Annotated in this window: 13 protein-coding genes; 9 read left to right on the plus strand and 4 right to left on the minus strand. The window is 42.5% G+C overall.

Annotation, left to right across the window (positions count from 1 at the left end):
* Nucleotides 1-549 precede the first annotated feature (549 nt).
* From AC3EBE_RS06110 to yhbH, 4 genes are all read left to right on the plus strand, one after another.
* On the plus strand, nucleotides 550-2,445 hold the full coding sequence (locus AC3EBE_RS06110) for a PrkA family serine protein kinase (protein ID WP_488594132.1): 1,896 nt from the start codon (nucleotides 550-552) through the stop codon (nucleotides 2,443-2,445).
* Nucleotides 2,446-2,532: 87 nt separating this feature from the next.
* Entirely contained in the window at nucleotides 2,533-2,715 is a 183-nt protein-coding gene (locus tag AC3EBE_RS06115; RefSeq protein ID WP_488594133.1) for a hypothetical protein, read from the plus strand.
* A gap of 188 nt (nucleotides 2,716-2,903) precedes the next feature.
* Nucleotides 2,904-4,028, plus strand: a complete 1,125-nt coding sequence (locus AC3EBE_RS06120) for a polysaccharide deacetylase family protein (protein ID WP_488594134.1) — start codon at nucleotides 2,904-2,906, stop codon at nucleotides 4,026-4,028.
* A gap of 196 nt (nucleotides 4,029-4,224) precedes the next feature.
* Entirely contained in the window at nucleotides 4,225-5,394 is a 1,170-nt protein-coding gene (gene yhbH, locus AC3EBE_RS06125) for a sporulation protein YhbH (RefSeq protein WP_488594135.1), read from the plus strand.
* A gap of 50 nt (nucleotides 5,395-5,444) precedes the next feature.
* Here yhbH and AC3EBE_RS06130 read toward each other — a convergent pair whose 3' ends face one another.
* On the minus strand, nucleotides 5,445-6,635 hold the full coding sequence (locus AC3EBE_RS06130; protein ID WP_488594136.1) for an NAD(P)/FAD-dependent oxidoreductase: 1,191 nt from the start codon (nucleotides 6,633-6,635) through the stop codon (nucleotides 5,445-5,447).
* Between the two features lie 97 nt (nucleotides 6,636-6,732).
* On the minus strand, nucleotides 6,733-7,530 hold the full coding sequence (locus AC3EBE_RS06135) for a C39 family peptidase (RefSeq protein WP_488594137.1): 798 nt from the start codon (nucleotides 7,528-7,530) through the stop codon (nucleotides 6,733-6,735).
* 313 nt (nucleotides 7,531-7,843) lie between these two features.
* On the opposite strand from AC3EBE_RS06135, the gene AC3EBE_RS06140 reads away from it, so the two are divergent.
* The 5 genes from AC3EBE_RS06140 (at nucleotide 7,844) to AC3EBE_RS06160 (ending at nucleotide 14,606) form a co-directional block, all read left to right on the plus strand.
* Entirely contained in the window at nucleotides 7,844-9,367 is a 1,524-nt protein-coding gene (locus tag AC3EBE_RS06140; protein ID WP_488594138.1) for a glycine betaine uptake BCCT transporter, read from the plus strand.
* Between the two features lie 266 nt (nucleotides 9,368-9,633).
* Nucleotides 9,634-10,572 carry a DNA-binding transcriptional repressor DeoR gene (deoR, locus tag AC3EBE_RS06145; protein WP_488594139.1) on the plus strand — a complete coding sequence of 313 codons (939 nt, stop codon included), beginning with the start codon at nucleotides 9,634-9,636 and terminating at the stop codon, nucleotides 10,570-10,572.
* Between the two features lie 282 nt (nucleotides 10,573-10,854).
* Nucleotides 10,855-12,069 carry a NupC/NupG family nucleoside CNT transporter gene (locus AC3EBE_RS06150; protein WP_488594140.1) on the plus strand — a complete coding sequence of 405 codons (1,215 nt, stop codon included), beginning with the start codon at nucleotides 10,855-10,857 and terminating at the stop codon, nucleotides 12,067-12,069.
* Nucleotides 12,070-12,588: 519 nt separating this feature from the next.
* A complete protein-coding gene (locus AC3EBE_RS06155; RefSeq protein ID WP_488594141.1) occupies nucleotides 12,589-13,755 on the plus strand; it encodes a glucose-1-phosphate adenylyltransferase in 1,167 nt (388 codons plus the stop codon).
* A gap of 95 nt (nucleotides 13,756-13,850) precedes the next feature.
* Nucleotides 13,851-14,606, plus strand: a complete 756-nt coding sequence (locus tag AC3EBE_RS06160; RefSeq protein WP_488594142.1) for an NRDE family protein — start codon at nucleotides 13,851-13,853, stop codon at nucleotides 14,604-14,606.
* A gap of 55 nt (nucleotides 14,607-14,661) precedes the next feature.
* On the opposite strand, the gene AC3EBE_RS06165 is transcribed toward AC3EBE_RS06160, so the two are convergent.
* Nucleotides 14,662-15,624 (minus strand): NAD(P)H-dependent flavin oxidoreductase, encoded by a 963-nt coding sequence (locus AC3EBE_RS06165; protein WP_488594143.1) that lies wholly within the window; start codon nucleotides 15,622-15,624, stop codon nucleotides 14,662-14,664.
* A 163-nt stretch (nucleotides 15,625-15,787) separates the two neighbouring features.
* Nucleotides 15,788-16,618, minus strand: coding sequence for an aldo/keto reductase (locus tag AC3EBE_RS06170; RefSeq protein ID WP_488594144.1), 831 nt, complete (start codon nucleotides 16,616-16,618; stop codon nucleotides 15,788-15,790).
* Between the last annotated feature and the right edge of the window lie 19 nt (nucleotides 16,619-16,637).

Genomic DNA, 16,637 nt, shown 5'->3' on the forward strand with positions numbered 1-16,637 from the left:
CGCAGGAGCAAAGCGACGAGGAGGCTCACCGCACGCCCCAAGAAAAATTCGCTCTTGAAAAAGCCGGCAATTGGGCTTTTTCAAAATTTTTCAGAGGAAAGCGAAGCGCCTGGAACGGAAATCAACAGCCTTTTATTGCAAGCCTTCTTTAAAAATCCATTTAGAAGGAGATTTGAAAAGCATATAGAATAGCAACAAAGAATTTAGAAAAGAGCCTGAAAAAATAAAAAAGCTGCCAAATGGCAGCTTTTTATTTTTTGTTGATCCCCGGCTTATCATCGTATCCTGCAGTGAAAATTGCGGATAGGAATGCGACTGTCACGCCTAAAATTAAGATTAATTTCATGTATGTAAGCCTCCCTTTTGTTGGATTTGTCCATATAGCTTTTATTATATCCTATTATTTTGCGGCTGTGAAGAAATGGCTTCATTTTTTGCAACGGAATAGAAAAAGGACAATCTTGCGGAGAGAACGTTACGCATGTTCAAATTGTTTGCTGCATAGAATTTATTAATCGTCTCTTGATAACGCTACATGGGGAGGTCCATATGGATATTTTAAAAAAGATTGAGTTGTACCGCCAGGATGAAGAGAAGCTGAAGTGGGAAGGGACGTTCAGGGAGTACCTTGATATTGTGAAGGAACAGCCATGGGTTGCTCAATCGGCACATTCGCGTGTGTTTAATATGATCAAAGATGCTGGCATTGAAAGCGAAAAGGGCAAGAAGCGCTATTCTTTCTTTAATTCACAGCTTTTTGGACTTGAAGAGGCCTTGGAGCGTCTGGTGGAGGAGTATTTCCATCCTGCTGCGAAACGGCTTGATGTAAGAAAAAGGATCCTGTTGCTGATGGGTCCGGTCAGCGGCGGTAAATCAACATTGGTGACGATGCTGAAGCGAGGGCTGGAGGCATACTCCCATACAGATCGAGGCGCTATTTACGCCATCAAAGGCTGCCCGATGCATGAAGACCCGCTGCATATGATTCCGCATCATTTGCGCAAGGATTTTTATGATGAATATGGCATTCGGATTGAGGGCAATCTGTCGCCGCTGAATATGATGAGGCTTGAACAGGAATATGGCGGCAGGATAGAAGATGTAATCGTCGAAAGGATATTCTTCTCAGAAGATAAGCGGACGGGTATTGGCACATTCAGTCCATCCGATCCAAAATCGCAGGATATTGCAGATTTAACGGGAAGCATCGACTTTTCAACAATTGCTGAGTATGGCTCTGAATCAGATCCGAGGGCATATCGCTTTGATGGCGAATTAAATAAAGCGAACCGCGGGATGATGGAGTTCCAGGAAATGCTCAAGTGTGATGAGAAATTCCTCTGGCATTTGCTGAGCCTGACGCAGGAAGGCAATTTTAAAGCGGGAAGATTTGCTTTGATCAGTGCCGATGAGCTTATCGTCGCCCACACGAATGAAACGGAATACCGTTCATTTATCTCCAATAAAAAGAATGAAGCCTTGCACTCACGGATTATCGTCATGCCGATTCCATATAACCTTAAGGTGACGGAAGAAGAGAAAATCTATGACAAAATGATTCGGGAAAGCGATGTGAACGATGTCCATATTGCTCCTCATACCCTCAGGGTAGCGGCGATGTTCACCATCCTGACCCGCCTGAAGGATCCAAAGAAGGGCGATATTGACCTGATTAAGAAAATGCGTCTGTATGATGGTGAAAATGTAGAAGGCTATAATAGTGCTGATGTCGAGGAGCTGAAGAAGGAACACCAGGATGAAGGGATGAGCGGCATTGATCCTCGTTATGTCATCAATCGGATTTCTTCCACGATTATCAGGAAAGAGGTTAAGACCATAAATGCACTGGATGTCCTGAGATCGCTTAAGGAAGGGCTTGACCAGCATCCTTCGATTACACCTGAAACAAGGGAGCGTTACTTGAACTATATTTCACTTGCACGCAAAGAGTATGACGATATTGCGAAGAAAGAAGTACAGAAGGCGTTCGTTTATTCTTACGAAGAGTCAGCCAAGACATTGATGGATAATTATCTTGATAATGTAGAAGCTTATTGCAATAAGTCAAAACTCAGAGACCCGCTCACAGGTGAGGAAATCAATCCAGATGAAAAACTGATGCGTTCAATTGAGGAGCAGATCGGGATTTCCGAGAATGCTAAGAAGGCATTCCGTGAAGAAATTCTCATCCGGATTTCGGCATATGCACGGAAAGGGAAGAGGTTCGATTACAATTCCCATGACCGCCTCCGTGAAGCCATCCAGAAGAAGCTGTTTGCCGACCTTAAGGATGTTGTCAAAATTACCACTTCAACGAAGACGCCGGATGAATTGCAGCTGAAGAAGATCAATAATGTAGTCGCAAGATTGATTGACGAGCATGGATATAACTCCACCTCTGCGAATGAATTGCTTCGTTATGTCGGAAGCCTGCTGAACCGATAAGCTCAGAAGGGCCTGCGAGCACCCGCAGGCCCTTCTTTGTTTAACAGGCTGGCAATCAGGGAATAGTACAGGCAAGAGGTGATAAGAATGAACAAACATGAATTGCCAAAAAACTATACCCCGAAAAATAGTTCCATGGCACGTAATGAGGAAGAAATCGAAAACCTTGGGAAGCAGATGGAGCATCGCCGTACCGGACAGGTCTTAAAAGAAGAGTATGACAAAGCTCCCGACCCAGTCCAATTTGATAAGGAACAAAATAAAAAGTAGCCTTTGCGGAATGCGGAGGTTATTTTTTTTCGGGAATTACTGAAATCCGCTTTCATGAAAATTGCCCACAGAGTTAAATAAAAACCACGCAAAAAAATAATAGTTAAAACTAGCAATCTAATTACATATTGGGTCAACTCGCAAAATAGCATAATAGTACAAATCATTATGCCGAGAGGGGAACCCCGATGAAATCCAAATTGACTATTATTCTAGCGATTATTTTTGCATTTATTTATATGTTTAAAGAAGGACAGGCTTTGGCGATTGCTTTTACCAGCATGGACTCAGAGGAGATTTCGCTGGGAGCTGATTCCAGGCTTTTTCACGATGGCAATCCATTTCTTCCTGTATGGATGCTGGCGGATGCAGCTGGGTTAGGATTAGAGATGGAACCAGGGGGTGCTGAAGTTAAGCTGAAGAAAGGGGACAGCTGGCTTGTATTTCACCGCGAAAACATGGAAGTGGCCACGGCGGAGGGGACAAGCATACAAGGAAGGCTGCTGATCCAAAACCATAATATTTACATACCAGTTACTCTTGTAGAAAATTATTTTGGGCTCAGGATCAAATTCATAGAAAAATTGACATATGGAGAGGAGCCGCCAATGAAAAGGATAACAGGCAGCTTGAAAATGGCTAATTCGAAAGTTGAAAGTGCCACTGAAAAAAAGACTGATAAGACAAAGAAGATCGCCTATTTAACCTTTGATGATGGTCCTACAGGGGATACTCCAAAAATCCTTGATATCCTCAAACAGAAGCAGGCAAAGGCAACATTTTTCATGCTTGAACCGCAAATGCGGAAATATCAGGACCAGGTAAAGAGATTAGTGGAAGACGGCCACTATCCCGCCCTTCACAGTGTGAGCCATGATAAAAATAAGCTGTACGGCGGAAGCCCGGGGAATGTGGCAGCAGAAATGGAGAAAACGCGCAAGACACTTTTAAATATATCAGGTGTGGATTCAAGACTGACCCGAGTTCCATATGGCAGCAAGCCTTATATGAAAGATGAATTCAGGAACGCACTTGTTAAGGGGAATTTTAAGATGTGGGATTGGAATGTTGATACTCAGGATTGGAAGTATCAGCAAAAAAATCCGCAGCAGATCTATAATGAGGTTGTTGCAGGTGTAAAGGGGCTTAAGGGCAAGGAAGAACCGCTTGTGATCCTGATGCACGTAAATAAAGGTACAGCATCCGTATTGCCAAAAATCATTGATTTCCTTCAGAAGCAGGGATACAGCTGTGAAGCCTATAATCCGGAACAACACGTTACGATTAATTTTTGGAAGGACACCAGGCTATAAAAGCGCTTACGATAAAATGGGCTTGTCCAGCACTAAGAGAAAAGTATAATTGTCAAAATTATTTGTAAATTATTTCGGCATTCTGCATAAGATAGAGTAATTACAGTTCCCTTTACGGTAAAGACCGTCGGGATATTGTATGACTATTAAGTCCGTTTTGTTACAGCCAATTGAATTAAAAAAGGAGGGGTTGAAAATGACCGATGAAAGTAGTCACCAGTTTGTGATCTCACAGGAAGATTGGTCCCTCCACCGCAAAGGACATGATGACCAGCAGCGACATCAGGAAAAGGTGCAGGAAGCAATCCGTAACAATCTGCCCGACCTGATCACAGAGGAAAACATTATCATGTCCAACGGCAGGGATGTCGTAAAGATTCCGATAAGGTCACTGGATGAGTACAAAATCCGTTATAACTATGATAAAAACAAGCATGTCGGCCAGGGGAACGGCGATTCCAAGATAGGGGATGTCGTTGCGAGAGATGGCTCCGGACAGCAGCAGGGCCCAGGAAAGGGGCAGGGTGCAGGAGACCAGGCCGGAGAGGATTATTATGAAGCAGAAGTTTCTATGATGGAAATTGAAGAGGCATTATTTAAACAGCTGGAGCTTCCAAACCTCCAGAAGAAGGAGCAGCAGGAGCATCTTGTAGAAAACATTGAATTTAATGATATCAGGAAAACAGGCTTGATGGGCAATATCGATAAAAAGCGGACAATGATGACTGCTTATAAGCGGAATGCAATGACAGGGAAGCCTGCCTTCCATCCGATTTATAAAGAGGATCTGAAGTTCAAAACATGGAACGAGGTTGTGAAGCCTGAATCCAAGGCAGTTGTCCTTGCGATGATGGATACAAGCGGATCTATGGGATTATGGGAAAAGTACATGGCCCGAAGCTTCTTCTTCTGGATGACGCGTTTCCTCCGTTCAAAATACGAGACTGTTGAGATCGAATTTATTGCCCACCACACTGAAGCCAAGGTAGTATCAGAGGAAGACTTTTTCTCAAAAGGAGAGAGCGGCGGAACGATCTGCTCATCTGCTTACCGTAAGGCGTTAGAACTTATTGACGATAAATACAATCCTAGCAAGTTCAATATTTATCCATTCCATTTTTCTGATGGTGATAACCTGACCTCCGACAATGCCCGCTGTGTAAAATTAGTTGAAGAGCTGATGAAGGTCTCCAATATGTTTGGCTATGGAGAAGTCAATCAGTACAACCGCCACTCGACCCTAATGTCCGCGTATAAAAACATTAAAGACGATAACTTCCGTTACTTTATCCTCAAGCAAAAAGCTGATGTCTTCCATGCGATGAAGAGCTTTTTCAAACAAGAAGAAAATAAACTGTATGCATAAGAAAAGCCAGCCGCCGGGCTGGCTTTTCTCATTTTATTTAGGCTGGAAAATCAACGGTCAAGTTTGACGATCTCAGCATCCTTGTTTGGCCGGCCAATAATTAAATCACATAATATCATAGAGCCGAGCATACTGTACACCGTCCCATTCCCTCCATACCCAAGCAAATAATATATCCTGTTTTTTTCAGGATGCCTGCCTATATATGGCAGATTATCTGCTGATTCTGCAAATAAGGCTCCCCAATAGGAATCAACTGAAATATTCAATGAAGGAAACAGCTTATTCAACTCTGCTTTTAGAATTTCTGCTCGTTTTTGTATCGATTTATTATCTGGAGTTGTCGGGATTTTTTCATCTAGTCCACCTGCAAGAATCCTGCCATCCTGTGTAGTTCTAAGGTATAGATATGGCCGCTTTGTTTCCCAGATCAGCATCCTGTCTTTCCAGGCTGAGAGATCACTGATTGGCAGTGTCGCGAGTGCGTATGTCCGGGTAAGATTTGCCCCTATGCTTGCCAATAACGGCGGCGGGGAGTAGCCAGTTGCGAATATGAGATGGTCTGAATGCAAGATCCCTTTGGATGTAATGATTTTTATCCCTTTTGAATATTCGATAATATCCTGAATCTGAACATTCTCGAATAAGTCTGTGCCTTTCAATTGTATGATTTGAAGAATTCCCGCAGTAAGCTGGACAGGGTTTATTTCTGCATCGGAGCTGGTTATGATCGCAGCAGGCTTGGAAAATGGGAAGTTCTGTTCTATCTCGGTCCTTGTCCAGAGCTCTGCCCCAAGACGATACTTCTCCAAAGTCTCATATTCTTTAACCAATCGAGAGAAATCTTTTTCCTCGCTTGCGAAATATATTGTACGCTTACTTGCAAATTCGCATGAAAAGGGCAACGTCTTAGCGATTTCACCCAAATGAAAAATAGCTTCCTTGCACATCTGGTAAAAACGGACAGCTTTGGCTGCTCCTATTTGAATAATTAAATCCTGAAGCATGATGTCATTGGTATAATGCAATAAGCCAGTGTTTGCAAGGGTGCTTCCTGCCCCCATTTTACCTTTATCAATGACAGCAATGTTGAGGTTCTCATTGGATAAGGAATAGGCGCAGAGTGCCCCGGCAATGCCCCCGCCGACAATCACTGCATCATAATGGCCCTTCATTATCCTTTCTTCTGGCTTGAATAAAGTGTTTCTATCCCAAAAAGGCTGGCCTTGATACAAATTCACAAATTGTCCTCCATTCTATTGTTCATTTTATCCACGCAGACTTTAATAAATACAAAAAGGAGTGCCGTTGAATAGGCACTCCTTCTCTATCAATCTATTATTTTTCAATGCCTATCGCCTGGCTGCCCATTTGTACCCATGCCTGTTCAAAAGGCTGCCTGGCCACGGCTTTATACCCGGAGCTGTCGAGCGGGTCATTGACATAGATGAACTTTTCATCATAGCCAACAATCAAAACGCTATGCTCATTATACGTTATCTTAACCTTCCCGGTATTTGTGTCCCACACGGTAAATTCCGATTCAGGAAGCGGAGCAAATGTCGAGTTTATGATGACCCAAACAGGTGAGCCGCTGTCGAGCAGACTGTAGACCTCATCAATTGAATTTCCGGTTACATCTTTTATTTTTCCGGGGAGATACTTTTCAGCTAAACCTGCAACAGGACCGTGATATACCCCATAGCCTGATTGGCTGAATGTATAAATATCCCCGACGAATCCATCATATGGATTGCTGCGTACATAGTTTTCATCACGGAAAGGAAGCTTATGTATTTCCCTGGCAATGGTCATTTTATCTGCCGGTATTCCCTCGTATTGAAGCAGCATCGTTAAGCTGGTCACTTCGCATCCTCGTTCCAATTCAGGGAGCTGGCTAATATGCGGAACGCCGTCGATAAGAGTCTTGCCGGCAGTTTTAAGTGATTGGTGAAGTTCAGTCTCAGCTAGCATTTTAGTCACAGCCTCACCATTTGTGCGTGTTAGCTTGGGGACATTTGTGATCTGTGTTTCAGCGGAAGGGTCTTCAATTGAGCGGATTTTTTCTGCGCTTAAGAATGTGGCAAGGAATATGGCGACAATCGATATAGTTCTGATCAGGATCTTTTTATTCAAAATTACTTCTCCTAACTATCTCTTATTACAAATCCAGCATTTCCGTCTTTAGAATTAATTTTAAACAAGTTTCGACACAGGTTCAATAGATTAGTAGTTTTCGGGCTAAACCAAACCAATGATAAGGAATTTTTTTAAAAAAAAATTTTATTTCTGCCTTCAATTTTTTTGCAGGAATTTGGCAATACTACTTCTGCTGTAAGCTTATCTTTTTAAAATGCTCCATAACTATGTTAGGGTAATAATGGGCCATTTTCCGGGCTTATTTTGTTTATTGCAGGAATTTAGGCTATCTGTAGAAAGGAGTTTTTCGATGAGGAAGGATTCATCAGTATTTTACATATCGGCGGGGATTTTGCTGTTGATGGTTTTGTTTGGAGTGTTTGTTCCTGATAAGCTTGAAACGATGACAGCTAATATTCAAACATTCATCACGAATTCATTTGGCTGGTATTATTTAATTCTTGTTTCACTTATTGTTATTGTTTGCCTGTATTTCCTGATCAGTCCGCTTGGCAGAATCAGGCTTGGAAGGCAGGAGGATCGCCCTGAATTTTCAACGATGTCCTGGTATGCGATGCTTTTCAGCGCGGGAATGGGAATTGGCCTTGTTTTCTGGGGGACTGCTGAGCCAATCAGTCATTATATGGTGTCAACACCAACTGGAGTTGAACCTGGAACGAACCAGGCAATCAGGGATTCACTGAGATATACTTTTTTTCACTGGGGTATTCATGCATGGGCCATATATGGGATCGTCGCACTTGTTTTAGCCTATTTTAATTTCAGGCACGGGAAACCTGGTTTAATTAGTGCAACCCTCGAACCTGTTCTTGGAAATCGTGTAAATGGAACAGCTGGAAAAATAGTTGATATTATTTCGGTTGTCGCAACGGTTATAGGTGTGGCAACAACTTTAGGATTTGGAGCTGTACAAATAAACGGAGGACTTTCCTACCTTTACGGAATTCCTTCCACTTTCCTGGTCCAACTGCTTATTGTCCTTGTCGTCACAGTGTTATTCATGATCTCAGCGTGGTCAGGACTTGGGAAGGGTATCAAGATATTGAGCAATGTGAATATGCTGCTTGCTGGAATACTGTTATTGTTTATGCTGTTCCTTGGGCCAACACAATTCATATTGAACATATTCACCAATACAATTGGCACTTATCTGCAAAGTCTGCCTTCAATGAGCTTTAGGATTTCACCGCTTAATGATGAGGTACGTTCATGGATAAATGGCTGGACGATCTTCTACTGGGCATGGTGGATTGCATGGGCGCCTTTTGTTGGAATTTTTATAGCTCGAGTTTCTAAAGGACGGACCATCAGGGAATTCGTCTTCGGAGTCTTGCTCGTCCCTGCAATAGTCGGCTTCCTATGGTTTTCAACATTTGGCGGTTCCGCCATTATGCTGGAACATGAAGGAGTGGCCAATATATCAGGTCTTGCAACAGAGGAATCACTCTTCGGCGTATTGGCAAATTACCCATTGAGTTCTGTTATGTCCATTCTGGCAATTATCCTGATTGGTACGTTTTTCATTACTTCAGCAGACTCAGGAACATTCGTGCTCGGGATGATGACTACAAATGGTTCACTGACCCCCGGCAATAAAATTAAATTCACCTGGGGCATCATGCTGGCAGCCATTTCACTGGTATTGCTGTACTCAGGCGGGCTTCAGGCGCTTCAAAACACCATGATTGTAGCTGCACTGCCATTTTCCATCATCATGGGACTAATGGCATACAGCCTGATAAAAGCATTAAGCAAGGAAGCGAAAGAACTGGGGATCGGGAAGATTCCTAAGCAAAAACCACAAAAACCATAATTAAACAGGAGAGAGGATGGATTTATGCCATCTTCTCTTTTTTTATGGCTTTTTTTGCTAAGATTGTTGCCTTCATAGATGTTGAATAAATATTTTGAGGAAGGACTGATTCATTTGAATTGATAAAATTGTTAGATTATAATTTTACATATGTAAAGAATTGGTTGAATTTGAACATTTTGTTCTTTTTTAAAATGTAAATGTTTTCAACTGCATTTAATGCTAAAATGAAATTAAAAAATGTTATCTCCAAAAGGTGATTGGATATGGAAAAAGAAAAACTGTTAAAGGTGATCGAAGCAGCCAAGCTGTATTATTTGTTGGATTATAATCAAAATGATATCGCCAAGGAGCTTGGTGTATCAAGGCCTACGGTTTCTAGATTCCTCCAGCTCGCTAAGCAGGAAGGGATTGTTGATATAAAAATCATGGATCCCACTGAGAATGTGGAGAATTTGTCGTCTGAGCTTGAACAAAAGTTTGGGCTCAAAAAGGCAATCGTTACGCACATCCCTCAGTATGAAGACAGTGTCATAAAAACATATTTAGGTGAAAAGGCAGCAGCTTTCCTGAATGAGGTGGTTGACCATGATGATATCGTTGGAGTCACCTGGGGTACGACCCTTTACCATGTTGCGCTGGAATTGAAGCAAAAGGCACTTAAGAATGTCAAGGTTGTCCAGTTGAAGGGCGGAGTGAGCCACTCTGAAACCAATACGTATGCGAATGAAATACTTTACCTTTTTGGCAAAGCATTCAATAGCGCGCCGCATCATCTGCCTTTGCCGGCCATTGTGGACCATGTAGTCGTGAAACAGGCAATGGAAGCGGACAGGCATATCAAACGGATCCTTGAGATGGGCAAGCAGGCAAATATTGCGGTCTACACAATTGGACCTATCAAATCTGAATCGCTCTTATTCCAATTAGGCTACTTTACAGAAGAAGATTTGAAAGTGATTTATTCAAGTGCTGTCGGCGATATTTGCTCAAGATTTTTTGACAAGGACGGAAATGTCTGCAGTGAAAACTTGAATGCCAGAACCCTTGGGATCGAACTTGATGAATTGAAAAAGAAGAAGTATTCCATTCTGGTAGCAGGCGGGGCACACAAAATTGATGGTATTTATGGCGCGTTAAAAGGGAAATATACAAACGTACTAGTAACCGATCAATTTACTGCCAAGTTCCTGCTGGACAAGTAATTTTGTTCCTCAAAACCGTAATCTCCCAGATAAATCGCAATACAAACAAATACCCGATAGGTTACGAAGCCTGGCGGGTTTTTTTGTCTAAAAGATATAAAGGTATTATTTTCAATTTACATTTGTTCAAAAATATATTTACAAAAGTTCTTTTTCTCTGTTATATTGGCTATAGAAAATCCGGATTTAACAAATGTAAACGTTTGAATGAAATTTTTTTCAAGATTTTTGAAAACGTTAACACATATTATTACAAACTAATCAACAAGAGGTGGGTCATCAATGAATATCTTATGGGGTTTAATGGGGATTGCAGTCGTACTCGGTATCGCGCTTATTTTCTCTAATAACCGTAAGGCCATCAACCTGAGAACAATCCTTGGCGGAATGGCTATTCAGTTCATCTTCGCATTTGCAGTATTGAAATGGGAAACTGGAAAGCTTGCGTTGAAAAAGCTTTCACTAGGTGTAAATGAAATCATTGCCTATGCAGATACAGGAGTTCAATTCCTGTTCGGCGGTTTATTCCAGGCTGAGAACATTGGCTTCGTATTCGCATTTCAGGTATTGACAGTCGTTATTTTCTTCTCATCCTTAATTTCAGTATTATACTATCTTGGGATCATGCAAATCGTTATCAAATTCCTGGGCGGCGGACTTGCTAAGCTTCTTGGGACAAGCAAGGCTGAATCACTGTCAGCTGCTGCGAACATTTTCGTTGGCCAGACGGAAGCACCGCTTGTTGTAAAGCCGTATATCGCGAAAATGACTCAATCTGAACTTTTTGCAGTCATGGTCGGCGGACTTGCTTCAGTTGCCGGTTCAGTATTGATTGGTTATTCTTTATTGGGAGTTCCACTTGAATACTTGCTTGCTGCAAGCTTCATGGCTGCACCTGCTGGTCTTGTCCTGGCAAAAATCATGGTCCCAGAAACCGAAAAGTCTGAGACATCAGATGATCTTAAAATGGAAAAAGACACTGAATCTGTTAATGTGATCGATGCTGCTGCCAGAGGTGCAAGCACAGGACTTCAACTGGCGCTGAATATCGGTGCAATGCTTTTGGCATTCATCGCATTGATTGCCTTAATCAATGGTATCCTAGGTGGTATTGGCGGTCTCTTCAATGTTGAAGGACTTACACTTGAGACAATTCTTGGTTATGTGTTCGCTCCGCTTGCTTTTGCCATCGGCGTTCCATGGGATGAAGCTGTAAAAGCTGGCGGATTCATTGGACAGAAGTTAATCCTGAATGAGTTTGTTGCGTATTCGTCTTTCGCTCCACAAATTGAGGCATTATCACCTAAGACAGTTGCCGTAATCAGCTTCGCGCTTTGCGGTTTTGCAAACATCTCCTCAATGGGAATCCTGCTTGGCGGACTGGGCAGCCTTGCTCCAAGCCGTCGCGGTGATATTGCAAAGCTTGGCATCCGTTCTGTAATTGCTGGTATGCTGGCATCATTGCTAAGTGCTGCAATGGCAGGCATGCTTCTATAATATTAAATTGGAAAGGTCCTTTTTAGGGCCTTTTTTTATGCGGGTAATTATTAGAAATTTTTTTATTTTCAAGAAACATTCATATTTAGAGAAAAACTTTTCGACAGCATTGTTATTAATTCGGAAGTGGAAACGGTTGCTTTAAGCCCATGAACCACACTTCACTAAAAAGTGGCTCTAACCCTGTCAAAACCTGCGGTAAATGGGCGAACAGTTCTGATTTTAGATGTCCAGATGGGATGTTAAAATGAGAAAACGTTGTTCGATTCAGAGCAAACTACCGCACAGGAGCTGATCAGATGGAGCAAAAAAAGAATGAAAACAAGATGGAAGAACCGATTAGGTCTTACATAGATGAAAGAGAAGAGTGTGAGCAGGAAGAGCTCTACTATAAGCTGTGGGAAGATGACCGGAATTAAGTATGTTATTACCGGATAACCTCGCAGGAATTGCGGACTGCGATTCATGCAAGGTCGAACGCAATGAATAAAATCAGCGAATGAGTAAGAGGAGGCAGCTATGACAAAGAAACAATGTATTGCCATGCTTTTGGCTGGCGGCAGAGGCTCTCGATTAGGAGAGCTGACTCAATCTATTGCGAAGCCAGCGGTACCATATGGAGGAAAGTACCGGATTGTTGATTTTACCTTAAGCAATTGCCGTAATTCAGGGATAGATACGGTCGGTGTGCTGACTCAATATCAGCCTCATGTCCTGCAAAATTACATCGGTGACGGCAAGCATTGGGATTTGGACCAGAAGAGCGGCGGTGTGACACTTTTGCCGCCATATCAATGCGAGCTTGGTGAAAGGTGGTATGAAGGAACGGCTCATGCCATATACCAGAACATCCAATATATTGAAAGCTATGATCCTGAATATGTGCTGGTCATCTCTGGCGACCATATTTATAAAATGGATTATAGAAAAATGCTCGACCAGCATATTTCTTCAGCTGCTGACGCTACTATTTCTGTCATAAATGTGCCATGGAGCGAAGCAAGCCGCTTTGGAATCATGAATGTGGAACCAGGAACAAATACGATTGTGGAATTTGAAGAAAAGCCAAAGGCTCCAAAATCGAACCTTGCCTCAATGGGTATCTATATATTCAATTGGCCTATATTAAAAATCTATCTCGAAAATGAGGAAGAAAAACTGTCTTCATCCAAGGATTTTGGCAAAGACATCATTCCAGCGATGCTTGAAGAAGGGCGAAAGCTGTCTGCTTTTAGATTCAATGGCTACTGGAAGGATGTCGGGACGGTACAAAGCTATTGGGAAGCCAATATGGACCTGCTTTCAACTGAAACAAATCCTATCATGAAGAATCCCGACTGGCCAATATATACTGCTGATACCCTTCAGCCTCCTATGTATATGGATGAAGGAGCTGTGCTCCACCAATCATTAATCAGTGAAGGATGCCGGATCGAAGGAGTGGTAGAGAACTCGGTTTTATTCTATGGAGTGAAAGTCGGCAAGGGGGCTGTCATAAAAAACGCAGTCATTCTGCCTAATACAGTAATTGAAGAAAAGGCAGTTGTGAACAGGGCGGTAATCGGCAGTAACACGGTCATTGGCTGCGGAGCTGAGATAGGGACAGAACAAAATTATGGGGAAATCACATTGATTGGTGATCATCAGCGGATTGAAAAAGTGAATCAGAAAATCAAGATTGGATAATTGTTGAAAGAGGCACTCCTTAAAATCGGGGGTGTCATTATTTTTTTCAGGATGAGTTATAATACAATGAAGAAACTTAAAAGGCCGTGATTTGCATGTGTTTAATTCTGTTTGCTTATAAGGTCCATCCAAAATATAACCTGATCGTGGCTGCTAATCGGGATGAATTCTATGGACGCCCGACAGCCCCAGCTCACTTTTGGGAGGATGATAGCAGCATATTGGCTGGACGAGACCTGGAGAAAATGGGAACCTGGATGGGTGTGAACCGATCCAGCGGCTTGGCCGCTTTGACCAATTACCGAAATCCTAATGAAAAAACAGATGGGAAGCGATCCCGTGGCGAGCTTGTTGCCGATTTTCTCAGTGGCTCGAATTCACCAGACGAGTATTTGCGTAATTTATCTGACAGGCGCGGACAATATCCTGGCTACAATCTCCTGGCCGGGAACCAGAACGAGCTATATTACTATTCGAATGTTGGAAAGTCACTGGAGAAAATCAAACCTGGTTTCCACGGTGTAAGCAACCATTTATTAAATTCAGCCTGGCCGAAGGTGGAGAACGGGAAGGCTGGTTTGGCTAGAATTATAGAAGAAAATGCTTCTGATATGGCTGATCGTTTATTCTCCCACCTCCAAAATGCAGACCCAGTTCCGGACCATCTGCTGCCATCAACAGGTGTCTCACTTGAGTGGGAACGGATTTTATCACCGATTTTCATCAAAAGTGAGGGATATGGCACGAGGAGTTCGACTGTGATCCTGATGTCGGACGATGAGATCCTTTTTAAGGAAAGAGTGTTTACAGACGGTAAGAAGACGGAACAGGAATTTAAAATAAAGCTTTAGCCATTGTATAATAACAGAACCCCAATTCAAGATTGGGGTTCTGTTATTTCAGGCATTATACCGAACTGGCAGCCGCTTTATATTCTGCTGTTAAATTTTCAATAATCGTTTTGACTGGCAGAATTTCTTTGATTTCACTTACTCTTGCACCTGCAAATACGAGACCATTGTCGACATCGCCGGCAACAGAGGTAAGAAGGGAATCCAGGGTGCAAAAACGGTAGGAACAATTTTTAAGGCAGTCTTTGCATTGTTTTATTCTTAACTTTTCCGATGTGTTGATTAAATCAGTAAATTTATTTGCGATCGCTCTGCCATGCAGACCAACAGTAGTTTTTATAAGCAAAGTATCTTCCTTGGTCGCGGCTACATATTTTTCTTTGAATGATTGCGGAGCATCACATTCAACGCTCGCCACAAATCTGGTGCCCATCTGGACACCTGATGCGCCCATTGATAAAGCTTTTGCAATATCTTCACCTGTCATGATTCCTCCTGCAGCGATAACCGGAATGGATACGGCCTCAACGATTTCTGGCAAAAGATCGAAAAGAGGCCTATCCGTTCCAAGATGACCGCCTGCTTCAAATCCTTCTGCCACTACAGCCGCAGCACCCAGGCGCTCAGAGATTTTTGCCAGTTTGGCTGAGGATACAATTGAAATAACGGGTATTCCCGCCTGCTTGCCCCATGAATACATATCACGTGAAATGCCAGCGCCAGAAATGATAAAATCAACTTTTTCCTCGAGTGCAGCCTTCATTTTTTCTGCAAAGTCATTCATCGCAAACAACATATTGACACCTATGTAGCCGCGATCCTTAATCATGCTTCTAGCCTGCCTGATATGGGTCCGCAATTCATCAATTGATATTCCAGTACCCGAAATAATGCCGATACCGCCTGCGTTTGCGACCGAGGATGCTAATTTGCTGAGAGAAATTCCTACGCCCATTCCTCCTTGTAGAATTGGGACCTTTGGAGCCATATGGCCAATTTTCAGCTGTGGAAACACCATGTTATTACCCCTTTCAATTATCATTCGATTGAAGTTTAACATGGTTGGATTTAAAAAGATGTGATATTTAGCACCTGGTTATAAAAGTTGATATAAAGATTTGGTGTAAATCACGAAAAAAAACGCAGAAACAAGGTTTCCGCGCTTTAAAAAACTATTCAATTTAAAAATCAAAATTATCAGGGTCTGGACCTACACGCTCGTTTTTGTTCAAGCTGTTTAGGCGGTCCATGTCTTCTTGTGAGAGCTCAAAATCAAAAATATCTGCATTCTCGATGATTCTGTGTTCTTTGATTGATTTTGGAATCGTCACAACACCGTTTTGCAAATCCCAGCGCAGGATGACCTGAGCAGGAGATTTACTATGCTTTTCTGCAATTTCCGTAATAGTCGGTTCTGATAAAAGCTCTCCCTGTTTCAATGGAGACCATGCTTCCATCTGAATTCCTTCAGCTTTACAGTATTCAAGCAGCTCGGTTTGTGCAAGGTGAGGATGATACTCTACCTGGTTAACCATTGGCTTGATTTCTGCGTTCTCCAACAGGTCTTTTAAATGATGGATATGGAAATTGCTGACGCCGATTGCACGGACTCGTCCGTCTTTATACAGCTTTTCTAATGCCTTCCAAGTATCATTGTACTTTCCGGCAACAGGCCAGTGAATCAAGTAAAGATCAAGATATTCAAGACCAAGCTTCTCCATGCTTGTTTCAAAAGCCTTTAGCGTGGATTCGTAACCCTGGTCAGCATTCCATACCTTTGTGGTAATGAATAGTTCTTCGCGTGGGACACCAGCTTCCTTGATTGCCTGGCCAACGCCCTCCTCATTTTGGTAAACCGCTGCTGTATCGATGCTTTTATAGCCATTCTTGATGGCTGCCTTGACCGACTCGACTACCTCTGAGCCTTCTTTAACCTTGAACACACCAAGGCCGAACCAAGGCATTTTCACTCCATTATGTAATGTAGTTGTATCCTGCAAACTAGTTGGCATCGTAACTCCTCCTTATATT

The organism is Mesobacillus sp. (assembly GCF_057785455.1).